At 42.4% G+C, this 16,107-nt stretch carries 14 protein-coding genes; 10 read left to right on the top strand and 4 right to left on the bottom strand.

Annotated features, from left to right (window positions below):
* Window positions 1-251 precede the first annotated feature (251 nt).
* Genes KHM83_RS18585 through KHM83_RS18575 form a run of 3 tightly spaced genes read right to left on the bottom strand, consistent with a single transcriptional unit; the run spans window position 252 to window position 1,613 of the window.
* On the bottom strand, window positions 252-797 hold the full coding sequence (locus tag KHM83_RS18585; RefSeq protein ID WP_246543202.1) for a permease: 546 nt from the start codon (window positions 795-797) through the stop codon (window positions 252-254).
* The gene (locus KHM83_RS18580) at window positions 797-1,273 is read right to left on the bottom strand and encodes a permease (RefSeq protein ID WP_213238535.1); all 477 of its coding nucleotides are present in this window, start codon (window positions 1,271-1,273) and stop codon (window positions 797-799) included. Before KHM83_RS18580 ends, KHM83_RS18585 begins: the two co-directional genes overlap by 1 nt.
* Window positions 1,266-1,613, bottom strand: coding sequence for a PadR family transcriptional regulator (locus KHM83_RS18575; protein WP_213238534.1), 348 nt, complete (start codon window positions 1,611-1,613; stop codon window positions 1,266-1,268). Before KHM83_RS18575 ends, KHM83_RS18580 begins: the two co-directional genes overlap by 8 nt.
* Before the next feature lie 154 nt (window positions 1,614-1,767).
* Between KHM83_RS18575 and KHM83_RS18570 the strand changes: the two genes are divergently transcribed.
* From KHM83_RS18570 to KHM83_RS18540, 7 genes are all read left to right on the top strand, one after another.
* On the top strand, window positions 1,768-2,595 hold the full coding sequence (locus KHM83_RS18570) for an RMD1 family protein (RefSeq protein ID WP_213238533.1): 828 nt from the start codon (window positions 1,768-1,770) through the stop codon (window positions 2,593-2,595).
* 11 nt (window positions 2,596-2,606) lie between these two features.
* Window positions 2,607-3,443 (top strand): RMD1 family protein, encoded by an 837-nt coding sequence (locus tag KHM83_RS18565; protein WP_213238532.1) that lies wholly within the window; start codon window positions 2,607-2,609, stop codon window positions 3,441-3,443.
* 11 nt (window positions 3,444-3,454) lie between these two features.
* On the top strand, window positions 3,455-5,620 hold the full coding sequence (locus KHM83_RS18560; protein WP_213238531.1) for an EAL domain-containing protein: 2,166 nt from the start codon (window positions 3,455-3,457) through the stop codon (window positions 5,618-5,620).
* 35 nt (window positions 5,621-5,655) lie between these two features.
* Window positions 5,656-6,333, top strand: a complete 678-nt coding sequence (locus tag KHM83_RS18555) for a helix-turn-helix domain-containing protein (RefSeq protein WP_213238530.1) — start codon at window positions 5,656-5,658, stop codon at window positions 6,331-6,333.
* A 27-nt stretch (window positions 6,334-6,360) separates the two neighbouring features.
* Window positions 6,361-7,380, top strand: coding sequence for an alpha-hydroxy-acid oxidizing protein (locus tag KHM83_RS18550; RefSeq protein WP_213238529.1), 1,020 nt, complete (start codon window positions 6,361-6,363; stop codon window positions 7,378-7,380).
* A 261-nt stretch (window positions 7,381-7,641) separates the two neighbouring features.
* Window positions 7,642-10,227, top strand: a complete 2,586-nt coding sequence (clpB, locus tag KHM83_RS18545; protein ID WP_213238528.1) for an ATP-dependent chaperone ClpB — start codon at window positions 7,642-7,644, stop codon at window positions 10,225-10,227.
* Between the two features lie 59 nt (window positions 10,228-10,286).
* Window positions 10,287-10,532: a hypothetical protein gene (locus KHM83_RS18540; RefSeq protein WP_213238537.1), complete on the top strand. Its 246-nt coding sequence runs from the start codon at window positions 10,287-10,289 to the stop codon at window positions 10,530-10,532.
* 166 nt (window positions 10,533-10,698) lie between these two features.
* Here KHM83_RS18540 and KHM83_RS18535 read toward each other — a convergent pair whose 3' ends face one another.
* A complete protein-coding gene (locus KHM83_RS18535) occupies window positions 10,699-12,081 on the bottom strand; it encodes an aminotransferase-like domain-containing protein (protein ID WP_213238527.1) in 1,383 nt (460 codons plus the stop codon).
* A gap of 188 nt (window positions 12,082-12,269) precedes the next feature.
* On the opposite strand from KHM83_RS18535, the gene KHM83_RS18530 reads away from it, so the two are divergent.
* The 3 genes from KHM83_RS18530 to KHM83_RS18520 all read left to right on the top strand — a co-directional run bounded on the left by KHM83_RS18530 (window position 12,270) and on the right by KHM83_RS18520 (window position 15,773).
* Entirely contained in the window at window positions 12,270-12,920 is a 651-nt protein-coding gene (locus KHM83_RS18530; RefSeq protein WP_213238526.1) for a YczE/YyaS/YitT family protein, read from the top strand.
* A gap of 160 nt (window positions 12,921-13,080) precedes the next feature.
* On the top strand, window positions 13,081-14,145 hold the full coding sequence (locus KHM83_RS18525; protein WP_213238525.1) for an endonuclease/exonuclease/phosphatase family protein: 1,065 nt from the start codon (window positions 13,081-13,083) through the stop codon (window positions 14,143-14,145).
* Window positions 14,146-14,267: 122 nt separating this feature from the next.
* On the top strand, window positions 14,268-15,773 hold the full coding sequence (locus tag KHM83_RS18520) for a glycoside hydrolase family 10 protein (RefSeq protein WP_213238524.1): 1,506 nt from the start codon (window positions 14,268-14,270) through the stop codon (window positions 15,771-15,773).
* The last annotated feature ends 334 nt before the right edge of the window (window positions 15,774-16,107 follow it).

The raw sequence follows: 16,107 nt of genomic DNA, 5'->3' as shown, positions 1-16,107 counted from the left end.
GCTTTCTTCAGATTCCTCGTCGCCAAGGACACCCTTGCCTTAAGCTATACACTTCCCACTACCAGGGTGTGTTAGGGACTCTCACCCGTTAGATTACGCCCATACCGGGCACACCAAAAAAGCGGTTTTCAACGTTTTGCAAACGTATGAAACCGCTTTTTAATGCTTTGATGTTTAACAGAATTAAACGAATTGCTTTAAAAATGGTAACAAGCAGCGAAGAGCTTAACATAATCTTCGAGAGAAATCGTTTATGAAAGCTGATTAACACTTTCCAAGACCGCGTGTGAACCTTTTTCACCAAGCGCCGATTCAATCAACACAGCACCTATGAGAAACACAGTCAAATTACTGATAATGTGGATCAAAGTAAATGTCAAGCCAAAAGAAGTCACTTCAAAGAGCACCATCGGCAGCTTGGAAGTTGACCATACACCGAGAAAAAAGAGAACATAGCTGAGCCTGGCGCCTTTTTTCAGCAATATTGCCGCAACGGGAAAAGCGGCATAAAGTGGGCCTGCAGCGAATGAACCAAGCACAAAGGCGATGAGGATTCCCTTGATGCCTGAATCATGCCCCATGTGTCGGATCATTGTCTCGCGCGGTACCCATGCATCCAGCAATCCAATGAGGATAAAAATAGGCGGCAGTATTTTAAGCATGGACTGTATGTTGACAAGCGTCAAATTAAAAGCGTTGGTGCCCATAGACGGTGAATATAAACCAAGCATTCCCATACCTGCCATCAGGACAAGAAGCCACTTATATGTCTTGATCAATATTATAAAACGCTTCATTACATAACCCTCCAGATAATCATTGCAAAACAGATAGATGCTAGAACAGATACTGCATTTCTCAAAAAAGCAGCTCGTTTCCCAAAGTATTTCATTTCAACGCCGAGTGAAGCGACGCCAACGCCCATAAGGCTGGAGACAAAAGCGGCTATTTGTGGGTAGCCGGCGCCGTGTTCCAGAAGATTGGCACCAAGCGGAAAAGCAACAAAACTTGGCATGAAAGCAAGTGCACCGACGACAAATGCGATGAGCATGCCAACAATGCCGGAACCGGCACCCAGTAATTGGCTGATGAGTTCTTCGCTTAGCACAGAGAGTGATATGCCAATAAAAAACATCATCGGTAAAATAGCCGGCATGAGTTTCATAATAGATTTATAGCTGACTTTTAACGCTTTTAGTGTTTTGGCACGGTCCTTGTAATAAGAAAAAATCAAGGCACCGATGGCTAAAAAGTAGAGTGCATAGTCACTCATGGTCAATACCGCCTTTCAACGTTTGATACGTATTTAAGAAAAAATCAAGATTGCTGCGCCGCATTTTAATATCGTCGTAAAAGTTTTCTAAAGTCGTTTGGCCGCTTGAGGTCAATGCATAGATTTTTTTAGGTGGACCGGGTTCGTTATGATCCCAGCTGAAGGAGACGCAGGCACTTTCTTCTAATTTATTAAGTGCCTTGTAAACGGCAGCACTGTCAAATCGACTGTAGGGAAGTCGCTCGTTGAGTTCATTTAAAATTTCTAAACCATATCGCGGTTTTTCAGCCAGCATTAACAATACAAATGCCGGTACGTGGCGTCCGGGTTTGCCAATCATAAAGCCTCCTTATATGTCATGTGCATATATATGTTAAAGACATAATACTTGAATGATTGTAAGAAGTCAATAATATTCAAAGAAATAATGCTTAAATATGGTCAGTTTAATTGCTATGTGGTAGGATATAAATGTGAGCGGGAGGCTTGAAAACATGAAAATTAAGGCATATGCAGTCTCAAAAGAAATTGATTTAAATAACATCGCGCAAGAATTTGGTATACGAAAAAAATATACTTGGGAAGAACCGCTCATACTGACAGAGCTGTTGCTTCAAAAATTATTTCAGAACGATATGCTCGATGAAAAGTCGGCGTTTATCTTTTCTTTTGGCGCCGTGGTATCGATTAACTTTTCACCAGATGAAGACAATCAGCTGATTCAATCTTTGAAGGGCTTTGAAAAAGATATCGACATGAGCCATTGGCGTCGCTTCAATGATGATTATGAAATTGTCATTGATGATACACTGTCGGACGAGACGCCTTTTGTTTTTACCGATGAGCAATTGTTTGTCAAATTATATGATCCGGCGTATTTGGAACTTGCAGCAACAGTTATTGCAAAGTCCGTTGCACTGGAAAGTGTTGAAGAACATTTGAAAAGCATATTAGATAAAATTGAAGTCATGGTAGACCGCTTAGAGAAGGGGAAACTGCGATTGAGTGATCGAAAGCTTGCAAAGACAATCTCGCAAGTGCTGCATCATGAATACAGCAGTATTGCCTATATCATGATTTTAGATAAACCGGATTCAACATGGGAAAGTCATCTCAACAGTCAGCTTTACGATCAGATGGCTGAATTTTTCGAACTCAACGACCGATATGAAATCATGAAGCAGAAGACTGATATTATCAACAGTATTATTGATGGCTTTGCAACCATTAGTCATTCAATGCGCGGCGCTTTTATCGAGTGGCTGATCGTTGTACTTATTGTTGCAGAAGTTATCCTTATGATCTTGGACTTATTAAAGTAGAAGAGGCGGCTATGAACGAAGTTAAATTTTTGTCGGTCAAACTGGCTGAAAAATTAGACCTTAGTGCAATTGCTTCTGTTTTCAACGTCACACGTACGGTAAAATGGCAAGAAGTGCTGCTGATTGATCATGAACTCGTTGAATTGGTATTGAAGCGTCCGGTCGAGAAACGTGAAGTTTATTTGTACAGCTTTGGCGTCGCGACTTTTGTTGATTTTACGGAGGCGGAAATTAGAGATTTTCTTGCTTTTATTGCACAAATACAGACTGTTAACTATGATGACTTTGCGATGTATTATGACCATTACGAAGCAGTTGTCGGCGATTATGGCGAATGGATTGTAACACCGACATTGACAATTCCATTTAGGCCGATGATTAAACATATTGCAGAAGCTGTTGCAAAGTCAACGGGCTTCATGCATACGGAGGCGCATTTGAATCGCGTTATGGATTCTGTAGAACCAATGATTACAAAGCTTGCAGCGGGAAGATCGAGAATTACGAAGACGACGATGCGAATTGTACGCGAAACCATTGTCTTTAAGTTTAAACTGACGCGAAACCTCAAACTCTTTGAGCGCCCCTCTGATGCTGAGTTTGACAATATTTCCAGAGAGGGCTACGATTGGCTTTCCAATCATTTTGAACTCGATGAACGTTATCAAATCAATGCACAAAAAATTGAAACGCTAAAACGTATGGTGTACCAGTATTATCACTTTAATCAAAATCGAAAAGTGCGTTCGCTCTACATTTTTGAAGTATTCTTGCTAATGCTTTTTCCATTGGTTCGGATGCTAAGCGACCGTTTGCCGTTGATGCTAGCATGGTTGCTAAGAAGTTGAGGAGTTCTCATATGAAACATTGGCGAAATATGGCGCTGTCCAAAAGATTGTTAATTTATATTATTATACTCGTGCTGATGACAGTATGCGCAATTGGCGCTGTCAGTTACACGATTTCAAAACGTGCGCTGGATGACAAGGGCAAAACGATTCTAGAGAACGGCGTTGTCATGGCGAGTGCTTATTTGGATGAATTATGGGAAGATTATGAACGCGGTTATTATACATATGATGAAGTCGTTGAAAGTGTTAGGGTGTTTTTAAATGGACAGCTGACGCCGGCAGGACATCGCGATTTAAATACGGGGATTGATCTTGGCGAACACGGTTACTTTATTATATATGATTCCAAAGGCAATGCAGTTGCCCATCCAACCTTGGAAAATCAGAATCTCTGGGATGTCGTCGATCCAATTCGTGAAGGCTACTATCTCGTACAGGATCAGATTGCCATCGCCAAGAAAGGCGGCGGTTATGCGCATTATGCATGGGCTTTTCCAACAGAAGATCGCATTGGCGAAAAAATTACCTATGCGCAATACATGCCAAATTGGGATTGGATTGTTGTCGCAACGACTTATGAAGAGGATTTCAACAAGAGTGCAAGGAGCATTATTCTCGTGCTCATTTTATCGGCAGGTCTCTTCTCGGCCATTGGGATTATTGGTGCCTCTATGTTTGTGACCTCAATTACCAAACCGATGAAACGCATATTAGAGGGAATGAAAGATGCCAGTGGCGGTCAGTTCAGACAAATTGAGACCATTAGCCGCAATGATGAAGTCGGTCAACTGGTCGTGGGTTTCAACCAAATGTCATGTGCCATTGAAAAAGCAAACGATCACTTAAAAAGGCAAGCCGATCGAATTACTTTTTTAGCCTACAATGATGTAATCAGTGAGTTGCCAAATCGCAATCGGTTTTCAGATTACGTCAATCAAAGAGTCGAAAAGGGGATTCGTTCAGGTTACGTGCTTCAACTGGATATTAAAGATTTTAAAATCGTCAATTCGACAGTTGGCAGTGAGGTTGGCGACTTTATCTTAAAACATGTTGGGCAGTCTTTTCTGGCGGTTAAAGATGAAAAAGCAATGATCGCACGAACGAGCGGCAACGAGTTTTCCATCTGGTTTGAAGAGATTCATCAAAGCGATTTGATTAAAATTATCAATGCGTTTAAGCGTGTCCTCAATGAACGTTTGGAACGTAATCAAATAAAACAGACAATTGATTTTCATTACGCCTATGCTGTCTATCCGGAACACGGACGTGATTTTGATACGCTTTACAAGCATACGTCTATTGCCATGAAATATGCAAAGGAAAATCGTGATCTAAAAGTCTATCGATTTGAAGATACCATGCTTGAAGTGATTGAAAATGACTTAAAGATGAGCAAGCTTTTAGAGTATGCTATTTACAATCAGGAGATCACCGTCGCATATCAGAATAAAGTGTCACTAACGTCTGAAGCGGTTGTTGGTGTCGAAGCATTGGCAAGATGGTATTCTTCCACATTGGGGTTTGTGAGTCCCGGTGTATTTATCCCCGCGATTAACCGTTCAAATTTGGCATTGGTCTTTGGACAATACATGTTGGAGCAGGTCTTTTTTGAACATCACTTTGTCCATCGTAAATTTGGTGAACACATTAAAATTGCAATTAATATATCGCCGATCTTTTTTGTTGAAAAACAGTTTATCAGCATTGTGAAACATGCTGTTGATAAATTTAGCATTGATCCAAAGCAGTTTGTCCTGGAAATAACAGAAGATGTTTTTATCAGCGATCTTGACAATATTAAAGGGACCGTCGCCACCTTAAAGGCAATGGGGTTTTCCATTTCCTTGGATGACTTTGGTACGGGTTATTCTTCGCTTAACTATTTAAAGAATATTGATATTGACGAAGTCAAAATAGACAAGTCCTTTATTGATCGTATTACATCCGATGACAAAACGGTTGCAATGCTTGCAGCCATTCGAAGAATCACAGAAGCGTATGACTATGAAGTTGTTGCAGAAGGGGTTGAGACAATTGAACAAATTGGCATCTTAAAAACAGTTGGATACGATACGGTGCAAGGTTTTTACTATTCAAAGCCAGAGCCTATTCAATATGAAGAAGTAAGCCTATCCGAAATGATGGACAATACGGACGATCACACAATCACATAAAAGATAAAAATTTATATAGAGAGGTTATGGGCATCATGAATCGTTTAGCAGAAAAAATTAAAAAGGCAAGGCTTCAAGCCGGCCTGACCGAGAAAGAACTCGCGAAAAAGTGTGGTTTGCAGATTTCATATATTCTACAAATTGAAAGCGGGAAAAAAATTATCAATGAACAGATCGCGGATCAAATATTAAAAGCCTTGGGAACAAAGGTGGCACCTCTGTCTGAACAAGCGTCAGATTATGATCGTGCGAACAGCTCCCAGCCGCAAAAGTCAAAATTGGTACAGCAGGAAAAAGTACAAAAACCGGTAGAACCCAATGCCCAATGGGCTGGAATCATCGGTCAGTTAATCTATGAGGTACCAGTGATTGATCTGGCGAAAAATACGCAGATCGCTGTTATTCCACATCCGGTTTTGCAAAACAAAGTTGAAGGGCACAATGGTGATAAACTCTATTATATCCATTTATCATCGGATTGCGATTTAAAACTGCGACTTCGTAAAGGTGATAAAGTTTTAACATTGAAAACGAAGTCTGTGATGACAGGCGCTGTTATGCATTTTAAATACCAGAATAAGTACTATGTCGGTCGTATACAAACATTGGATCGCAACATGGTGATTGTTACGAGTGATATGATAAAAAAAGAGATCCCACAAAAAGACATTGAAATCATAGGCCAGTGTTTAAAAGTTGTCTTTGATTTGTAATGTCAGAGGAAATTCGAGGAGGAAGGTATGAATTATCAAGAAATCGTCAAGAAAGCAAAAGCGGATATTGGTCCCAATTGTCGTGTTTGCCCAGAGTGTAACGGCGTTGCATGCAAAGGCATTATTCCGGGCCCCGGCGGCAAGGGAACGGGTCGCGGTTTTATACGAAATTACAATGATTTAAAGCTTATTGCACTTAATATGGATACTATTTACGAAAATTTTGTACCGGACTGTCATGTTGAACTCTTTGGTAAAAAGTATGACTTGCCGGTTTTTGCAGGTCCTATAGGCGCCGTGCAGCAGCACTATAGTGACAAATATGATGACTTGACGTATTCGACAGCGTTGATAAAGGGCTGTAAAGCTGCCGGAAGTATTGCATTCACAGGTGATGGTGTCGTAGATGCTGTTTTTAACGGAACAATTGAAGCGATTGGCGAGCACGAGGGATGCGGTGTGCCGACGATTAAGCCATGGAGCAAAGAAGAAGTGATTAAGAAGATTAAAATGGCAGAATCGGTGAATGCCGCCGCTGTTGCGATGGATATCGACGCAGCGGGCTTAACACTACTTGGCAAACTTGGCAAACCTGTTTTCCCAATGTCCGTAGAGACGCTTAAAGCGATTGTCGACAGTACCGAACTGCCGTTTATACTAAAAGGGGTCATGACGGCAGCTGCTGCCAAAAAAGCCGTCGATGCAGGCGTCTACGCTGTGCTCGTTTCAAATCATGGCGGCAGAGTGCTAGACGAAACACCGTCCACAATTTCTGTACTTGAAGAAATAATTGAAGCGGTTGATGGGAAGGCAAAGATACTGATTGATGGCGGTTTTAGAAGCGGTATCGACGTGTTTAAAGCAATCGCAATGGGTGCGCATGGCGTCATTATCGCCAGACCTTATGCAACGGCCATCTATGGCGGCGATGCAGAAGGCGTCAAAATCTATACGGATAAAATTAAAGATGAACTTGAAAATGCCATGCTTATGACCGGCTGTAAAACACTCGCAGACATTACACGCGATAAAGTGAGAAAACTATAGCAGTTCACAAAGTGCTGACAAAAAGAAGTAAACGGTGAATGATTTTTAATAAAGCAATTAGAATAGAAAGCCCTCTATTGTTAATAATAGAGGGTTTTGTCGTATCCAGATGACAGTACCATTGATAACAGTTTGTTTACAATTCCATGGATTGACACCGCTTAGTGACAAGCATATAATAGTATTAGATTAGCACTCGACGCCGAAGAGTGCTAACAACGCATATTGTGGATTGATAAAATGATTGAGGAGGTACTGCTTATGAATTTAGATAAATTGTCGCCAAAATTAAACGAAGCCATTGAAATAGCACATCGTACGGCGATTAAGCTGAATCACGCAAAGGTGGAAGGTGAACACTTACACTATGGCCTTATAAAAGTTGAAAGCAGTTTAATCAGACGGATCTTGCAGTATTTAGGCGCAGATGTTGTTAAATACGAAAATGATCTTTACGATTCCCTTGAAAAGATGCCGCAAGTTCTAGGTGAAGATGTTCAAATTACAGGAACGCGCCGCTTTAACCAGCTTCTGATTCTCGCAGAAGAAGAAGCAGAGCGCATGGGATCAGGGTTAACGGGACTTGAACACGTCTACCTAATGCTTATTAATGAGCGAAGGACACTTTCTGCTGATCTGATTAAACGTTACGGCATTACAAAAGATTCATTTTTGGACGCTTTACGATATGCTGCGGAAAACGGCGGTGTAAATGGTGGTGGGGATGGTGACCAATTTGAATCACTTCGCAAATACAGCCGAGATTTAATTGAGATGGCACGTCAAGGCAAGTTGGATCCGGTTATCGGGCGAGATGCGGAAATTCGTCGTACTGTCCGAATCTTATCGAGAAGAACGAAAAATAATCCTGTTTTGGTCGGAGAGCCAGGCGTCGGGAAGACTGCGGTTGTCGAAGGGTTAGCGCAGCGCATTCTAAAGGGTGATGTGCCAGAAAACCTTAAAGGCAAGCAATTGTTTGCCTTGGATATGGGAGCGCTCATTGCAGGTGCTAAATTCAGAGGTGAGTTTGAGGAACGGTTGAAAGCAGTTTTAGATGAAGTACAAGCAGCAGAAGGTGAAGTCGTTCTATTTATAGATGAATTGCATACTATTGTCGGTGCCGGAAAAACTGAAGGTGCCATGGATGCAGGAAACTTGTTGAAACCGCTCTTAGCACGAGGCGTTCTAAAATGTATTGGTGCAACAACCTTGGATGAATATCGCAAGTATATTGAAAAGGATGCAGCGCTTGAACGCCGTTTTCAACCTATACAAATTGATCAGCCTACTGTGGAGGATACGATTTCCATTCTTCGCGGTCTCAAGGAAAAGTTTGAATTGCATCATGGTGTGCGTATTACAGACGGTGCGTTAGTCGCATGCGCCGTATTATCAGATCGTTACATCACAGATCGTTTTCTTCCGGATAAAGCAATAGATCTCATGGATGAGGCTGCGGCAAAAATTCGAACTGAAATTGACAGTATGCCAAGTGAGCTCGACGAGGTTTCAAGGCGTCAAATGCAGCTTGAAATCGAAAAACAAGCTTTGCTAAAAGAATCTGATCACGCTTCAGCCGTCAGGTTAGAAAAAATTTCAGAAGAAATCGAATCGCTCAAAGAGCGGACATCAGAGATGAAACTCAAATGGGAATTGGAAAAGCGTGCACGCAATGCAGAAAAGGATATTCGACAGCAAATCGAAAATGTTAAGCTGAAAATCGAAGAAGCTGAACGCGCTTATGATTTAGAAGCGCTTGCATCCTTAAAATATGGAGAACTTCCCACACTTGAAAAGCAACTTGAATCTGCGGCAGCGCGTTCTCAGGAAAAAGAACACATGCTTAGTGAAGCTGTTACAGAACAGGAAATAGCAGAAATTATTTCAAAATGGACGGGTATTCCAGTTTCCAAACTGAATGCATCAGAAAAAGAGCGTTTATTGCAGCTTGAAAATATCCTTCATCAGCGCGTTATCGGACAAGATGATGCTGTTGCAGCGGTTAGTGATGCGGTGCTGCGTGCACGGGCGGGATTAAAAGATCCCAATAAACCCATTGGCTCATTTTTATTCTTAGGACCGACAGGTGTCGGTAAAACTGAACTTGCTAAAGCACTCGCAGAGGCGCTCTTTGATAGTGAACAAAACCTTATTCGCATTGATATGAGCGAGTATATGGAAAAGCATGCCGTATCGCGTCTAATTGGCGCGCCTCCAGGGTATGTTGGCTATGATCAGGGCGGGATGCTCACGGAAGCGGTTCGGCGCCAAGCCTATTCAGTCATTCTATTTGACGAGGTAGAGAAGGCGCATCCTGAAGTCTTTAACGTGCTGTTGCAGTTATTGGATGACGGACGCCTTACGGACAGTCAGGGGCGAACCGTAAGTTTTAAAAACACAGTGGTTATCATGACCTCTAACATCGGCAGTGATATCTTGCTGGATGAGCTCAAATACAACAATACCATCGGCGATTCAGCCAAAGACGCGGTTCTGTCGCAGATGTACCAATACTTTAAACCGGAGCTTATCAACCGATTGGATGAGACGGTCGTTTTTTCGCCACTGACAAAAACGGACTTAAAACAAATCATCGATATTATGGTAATCCACTTGGAAGAGAGACTGAAAGAACAGGAAATCAGCTTACAGATTACGCAAAAAGCAAAAGAACAGATTATTCAGGATGCCTATAACCCGGAATTTGGTGCAAGACCATTGAAACGCTTTATCGAACGTCAGGTAGAAACGGTAATTTCCAAGGAGATTATTGCAGGTGATCTATCAGCAGGTATGGCTGCGATTGTCGATGTCGAATCAGGGCAATACTTTATAAAAATAAATTGACAGATGCCTGAGATGCGTTTATACTTTTGCCAATAACACGATTAAAAGGAGAATGGCAAATGAGCGAAGGTAAAGGCGGCTGCGGCTGCGGGAATCACGAGCGTCATAAGGCTGGCGGATGCTGTGGCGGACACGGACACGGTCATCATGGTGCGCAGGCTGAAAATAAAGGCAACTGTTGTGGAGAGGGTGAAAAAAAGCATCAAAACGGCGACCAAAGCGCTCATGAACATGGGCATAGTCGCGGTGGCTGCTGCGGTGGACATGGCAAGGGACATGGCGGCTGTGGCGGAAACGGTGCATAAGATTCTGCTAGGGTCTTTACACTGTTCGAAGTGTCAAGAAACCAATAAAGGTGTTCTTTCATGCATAAAAGTATGAAGGAACACTTTTTTGATTCAATGAATATGATTTGAACACTTAAGATTTTTACAGATGACCTAACAGTGATAATGCGAGGTCGCAAATGATTTACATAACAGCATCTACAACAGTCGGACTTTGATGCAGTAGTGCCTTGAGCTTGAGAATGCCTTCATGAAAACGCTTATCATCCGGTTCGGTGGTAAGCGCGATGCGGATGGCATTTGGACAATGGCTGTTGTCAACACTAAATTTTTTAGAAGCAATAACGCGAATGCCCACGCGAAGCGCAGCATTTTCAAAAGCATCTGCATGCCATTCTTCAGGCAAAGTCAGCCACAGAAACATACTTTCTTGATTAACAGAGAGCTCAAAATCACTCAGATTCTTTCTAGCGAACTGCTGCCTTGAAGAGATAGCGGCGCGAATACTGACGGCGACTTTATGAATATCATTGCTTTCAATCATACGCGACAGGATTTCAGCATTTAATGGAGACGCCATCCAAACCGTATGAACCAATGCATTGAGAAAAGCATTGCAGTCTCTACCAGAAACCTTAACATAGGCGATACGCAAGCCAGGATAGAGTGTTTTTGAAAAACTGCATATATAAATACTATGTTGAGGCAGCATGGCAGAAAGAGCTGTCGTGCTCTCTAAATTGGTAAATGCAAAGACGTCATCTTCGATTAAGCGCAGATCTGCTGAACGGATGACTTCAGCGAGCTGCATCTTTCGACGGTCACTCATGCAAGTGGAAGTTGGATTTTGCATATTCGGCATCAGATAAACGCCTTTAATCTGCTGCGTATGGCAAGCATCGGCGAGAGCGGTTGGCAGCATGCCTTCATTATCACTGGGAATAGCCATTAAATGAATACCGCATAATTTGGCTGCGTTTATGAAACCGGGAAATGTCAACGGGTCAGATGCAATGGTATCACCAGGTTGAAACAGTCCCAGCAAAGTGCAGTGAATTGCATTCATAGCACCGCCGGTCAAAATGATCTGATTGACGTTGATATTGCGAAAGCCGAATTGCGAAAGCCAGTTGGCCGCCGTTTGGCGATGGCGCTGCAATCCTGCACTGTCGACATAGTGATAAATATCCATTACTTCCGATGCGCTGCCAACCTGACGGATTGTCTTTAGAAGAGGGGTTAAATCAGCAATGCCTGGATTGACGAAACCAAAATCGATAAGTGAATTTTGCAGCGCTTGAATTGATGTATTTGCGTTGTATGCAATACCACGTGCTTTGACATAAGTGCCATCTCCCTTGCGTGTTTCGATGAGACCACGCTGGTTTGCTTCACGATAAGCTCGAGTAACAGTGGTCAGATTGACCCCAATTGTTTCTGCGAGCTGTCGTTGGGGCGGCAGTCGATCATTAGATTTTAATTTCCCGGTGTGTATATCGCGTTCGAGTGAATCGGCAATTGCTTTATAAAGTGCGATGTTGGTATTAATCTGTTTTGGCAGCCACATAACGTCTCTCCCATTTATTCGCAAAATTGTATGACAAACAATATAACGTTGACTTTTTTAGTGTAAGCACTATAATAAGTAAAAATGAGCAGTTCTGTAAAAAGAAAATTAAAAGGTTATGTCATACAATGTGATGAAGTTGTCATACATTATCATAACCTATAATCTGAAGGATGAAAAGGTGTATTATGGTTAAAAACGCTCTAAGACTTATATTTGGACTTTGCCTCTATTCTGTCGGTATTATTATGACTGTACAAGCTCAAATTGGCTATGCGCCTTGGGATACATTTCACTATGGGATCAGCGAACACATTGGCCTGAGTTATGGTGTCACATCAATTATCGTTGGCGGTATTGCCATGCTGATTGCCATCATACTGGGTGAAAAGATTGGCATTGGCACAGTGCTCAACATGACGCTGATTGGGATCTTTTGCGATGTGATTTTGCAAAATCAATGGATTACGACCCCAGATGCTTATATAGGAAAAGTGATGCTGCTGGTCACTGGCTTATTGGTGATTGCCTTTGCATCGTATTTTTATATCAGCTCCGGTTTTGGTGCCGGTCCGAGAGACAGTCTGATGGTTGGCCTATCTAAACGCCTGCATTTGCCCGTGGGTGTTTGCAGAAATATGATTGAACTCAGTGTTCTGGCAACGGGATGGCTGCTGGGCGGAGCAGTGGGGGTTGGCACAGTGCTCTCGGCACTGCTGATGGGTGTCTTTATACAGCTGGTCTTTAAGCTCATGCGCTTTGATGTCAAATCCGTACGGCATATGACGATTATGTGGAAAAAACAGCCTGTCTCAGATATCGAAACAGCATCGAAATAGAATCAAAAAGCAGTCTTTTCAAGCGTTGTTTAAACGCTGAGAGAGACTGCTATTTTGATTTGAGGGAATTGGCATCATTCAAACCTTAATTAAAACATAATATTAAGGGCGGTAAAAATAAGCTATAATGGAGTTGAAAACAAAGATGGGGAGGCAGGATATGCATAAAGTGCTTACAGTGATTGCCGGTATTGTCATTATCATTATGATGGCAGTAATGCTCTTGATATTGGTTTTGCAGCTGACGGATTATCGACCGCCGAGTTTTGAGTCGACGGTAGTGCGTCACGCAGAAGGTGTCCAAGCTGTTCAAGAGAATACAGCATATGACATTGCAACGTTTAACATTGGTTACTGTGGTCTGGGTGCTGATGAAGACTTCTTTATGGATGGCGGCATCAAGAGTAAACCTGACGACCTCGATACGGTGCTGGCGTACTATCAGTCAATTGAATCATATCTTGATGCGACAAATGCTGACTGGATGATTCTTCAAGAGGTGGATATTCACTCGGATCGTACTTATGATTTTGATGCTTATCAGGCGCTTCAGAAGCATTTTGCAGCGATGTCAGCCAATTTTGCCTATAATTATAAGGTGCTCTTTGTTCCTGTACCCTGGCCGCCAATGGGGCAAGTCAATGCCGGTCAGGCGACATTTAGCAGTTTTGATATGGCGGACGGGGAACGCTTGGCACTTCCGAGCGACTACGCATGGCCGCAGAAGCTGGTGATGCTGGATCGATGTGTTGCTGTGACACGATATGCCATCGAAAATTCCGATCACCAACTTATCATTATGAATGCACATTTTTCTGCATATGATGACGGAACACTTCGCGCTGCGCAAATGGCTGTTGTGAAAACATATATGGAAAAAGCGTATAAAGAGGGGAACTATGTTATTCTAGGCGGTGATTTTAATCAGACATTTCCATCTGTTGATATGAATGATTTCCCATTGTTCGAAAATGGTAAATACTATAAGCCGTATCAAATTGAAGCGGATTGGACACCAGTTGGCTGGCAATGGGCTATTGATAATACGGCGCCAACATATCGCCTGCTCAATGCATCTTATCAGCCGGATATAACACAAGTGGGAATTATTGATGGTTTTCTGGTTTCGCCGAATGTAAGGATCGTAGATGTGAAAACAGATGATCTTGGTTTTGAAGCGTCTGATCACAATCCGGTGAGAATGTCCTTCGAATTGATACAGTAAGCAGTAAACAGAGGTTATTGCATTCTACATTGACAACATTTATTAAAATCATTTACCAATCGAAGTACTGACATGGTGCAACATTGCGATAGATGAATAAACCAACACTGAAAGAGGTAATCATGGCGAAAAGATTAAGAAAGTGTATAATGGTTGGCATTACTTTATTGATTTGTCTTAGTGCAAATGTCGTTATGGCGGATACGACAATGAAAGGGCTTTGGGTGGCAACGGTTTATGGAATTGATTACCCAAGCAGTTCAACTCAAGATTCAGAGCGTTTGAAAGCAGATGCAGACCAAATTTTGAAAACAGCAAAAGCAGCTGGCATGAATGCCGTTTTTTTGCAGGTGCGGCCTACAGGTGATGCCCTGTATCCGTCAGCACTGTTTCCGTGGTCTAAATTTTTAACTGGAACAGAAGGCGTCGCGCCGTCAGATTCATTTGATCCACTGGCATACTGGGTAACGCAGGCGCATGCAATGGGGATTGAACTGCACGCGTGGATTAACCCATACCGCGTTACACGGGACATGTCGAAATCGGAAGTAGATCCCTATGCAAAGCTGTCTGCTGAGAACATAGCAAGACAGCATCCGGAATGGACAGTAAGGCATACTGATGGCAACATATACTTTAATCCGGGATTGCCGGCAGTCGAAAAGCTGATTGTCAATGGTGTTGCCGAAATCGTTGAACATTATGATGTCGATGGCATTCATTTTGACGATTACTTTTATCCGGGACAGAATTTTGAAGATTCGGCTGCTTATACGCAGTATTGTTACAGCGGCGAAGCCTTGGCTGATTTCAGACGACGCGTTGTGACGCATATGATCAAGGAAGTTGACACACGCGTACACGCCATTGACCCAACTTGTCAATTTGGCGTCAGCCCATTTGGGATTTGGGCAAATGATACGAGTCTGAAAGAGGGAAGTCAAACACGTGGCAGCCAGTCCTATTTTAGCCACTATGCCGACACAAAAAAGTGGGTAGAAGAAGGGTATGTAGACTATATTGCCCCGCAGCTCTATTGGTACATCGGCTATGATATTGCAGATTATCAAGTGCTTGCAGAATGGTGGACTGATGTTGTGGCTGATACAGATGTCGATTTATATATTGGGCACGGTGCTTATCGGATTCAAAATGAGGATTCGTCGAAGCCGTGGTACGGCACAACTGAATTGACCAAACAAATAAACCTTAACCAATCATTACAACAGATTAAGGGCAGCCTTTACTATAATTACAGTGCTTTTGAAGCGAATCCGGCACTGATCGATGCCGTAAAAGCACAAAAGCTTTCAGCAACGGCACAGAAGGCATTTGACCATATTATTGATGAGCAGATACCGCGTTTAGATCAGCTGATAACACCGGAGAAAGAGATGATAACCGTGTCGTGCCGAGCGCCGGAAGGTAGCGTTGTCAACGTAAATGTGCTTGGCAAACTCTATTTCCTCGTCGCGACTAAGACACTTGACGCCGATGGCAAGTGCATTTATCAAGCGACGATTCCCGTCAGCGAATTTCACTCATTAAAGTCCTTTAATCCCATTTATCGCATTCGATACAATGGTGAGCACTATGATTATGCAGCTGAAGGAAAGTTTCTCTTTTAAGGTATTTAAATAAAGAATTCCTAAATATAGAAATTACAAATAGCTTTAACTTTATTCTTCACCACAATATGTTGATTTTCCGCCTTATGTGGGATACGCATATTTGAGGTGAGAGGGTTGGCATGAGAACGATAACTTTTTTAAATAGGGCTTGCTGAACGGATCAGAATCCAATTACAGCAGCCAGATTTTTGATTCGTAATGCAAAAATTGATCGAATCCAAAATTGAGACAAAAAGGACCTTAGCTTCCGATCCAAGTTCATTACCAGAAACTGCAGTATGATAACACTTTTCGCAGTGTCTTCAAGTTTAGATTTTATTAGATCGAGTCC

The sequence above is a fragment of the Fusibacter paucivorans genome (assembly GCF_018390735.1).
GTDB classification, from domain to species: Bacteria; Bacillota; Clostridia; order Peptostreptococcales; family Acidaminobacteraceae; genus Fusibacter; species Fusibacter paucivorans.
This window is presented reverse-complemented; position numbering and strand designations above follow the sequence as displayed.

What these genes read in the sequence shown, in the direction of transcription:
- KHM83_RS18585 (WP_246543202.1), bottom strand. Translation starts at nt 797, where the DNA reads ATGAAGCGTTTTATAATATTGATCAAGACATATAAGTGGCTTCTTGTC.
- KHM83_RS18525 (WP_213238525.1), top strand. Translation starts at nt 13,081, where the DNA reads ATGCATAAAGTGCTTACAGTGATTGCCGGTATTGTCATTATCATTATG.
- KHM83_RS18520 (WP_213238524.1), top strand. Translation starts at nt 14,268, where the DNA reads ATGGCGAAAAGATTAAGAAAGTGTATAATGGTTGGCATTACTTTATTG.
- KHM83_RS18535 (WP_213238527.1), bottom strand. Translation starts at nt 12,081, where the DNA reads ATGTGGCTGCCAAAACAGATTAATACCAACATCGCACTTTATAAAGCA.
- KHM83_RS18570 (WP_213238533.1), top strand. Translation starts at nt 1,768, where the DNA reads ATGAAAATTAAGGCATATGCAGTCTCAAAAGAAATTGATTTAAATAAC.
- clpB (WP_213238528.1), top strand. Translation starts at nt 7,642, where the DNA reads ATGAATTTAGATAAATTGTCGCCAAAATTAAACGAAGCCATTGAAATA.
- KHM83_RS18530 (WP_213238526.1), top strand. Translation starts at nt 12,270, where the DNA reads ATGGTTAAAAACGCTCTAAGACTTATATTTGGACTTTGCCTCTATTCT.
- KHM83_RS18575 (WP_213238534.1), bottom strand. Translation starts at nt 1,613, where the DNA reads ATGATTGGCAAACCCGGACGCCACGTACCGGCATTTGTATTGTTAATG.
- KHM83_RS18550 (WP_213238529.1), top strand. Translation starts at nt 6,361, where the DNA reads ATGAATTATCAAGAAATCGTCAAGAAAGCAAAAGCGGATATTGGTCCC.
- KHM83_RS18555 (WP_213238530.1), top strand. Translation starts at nt 5,656, where the DNA reads ATGAATCGTTTAGCAGAAAAAATTAAAAAGGCAAGGCTTCAAGCCGGC.
- KHM83_RS18580 (WP_213238535.1), bottom strand. Translation starts at nt 1,273, where the DNA reads ATGAGTGACTATGCACTCTACTTTTTAGCCATCGGTGCCTTGATTTTT.
- KHM83_RS18540 (WP_213238537.1), top strand. Translation starts at nt 10,287, where the DNA reads ATGAGCGAAGGTAAAGGCGGCTGCGGCTGCGGGAATCACGAGCGTCAT.
- KHM83_RS18565 (WP_213238532.1), top strand. Translation starts at nt 2,607, where the DNA reads ATGAACGAAGTTAAATTTTTGTCGGTCAAACTGGCTGAAAAATTAGAC.
- KHM83_RS18560 (WP_213238531.1), top strand. Translation starts at nt 3,455, where the DNA reads ATGAAACATTGGCGAAATATGGCGCTGTCCAAAAGATTGTTAATTTAT.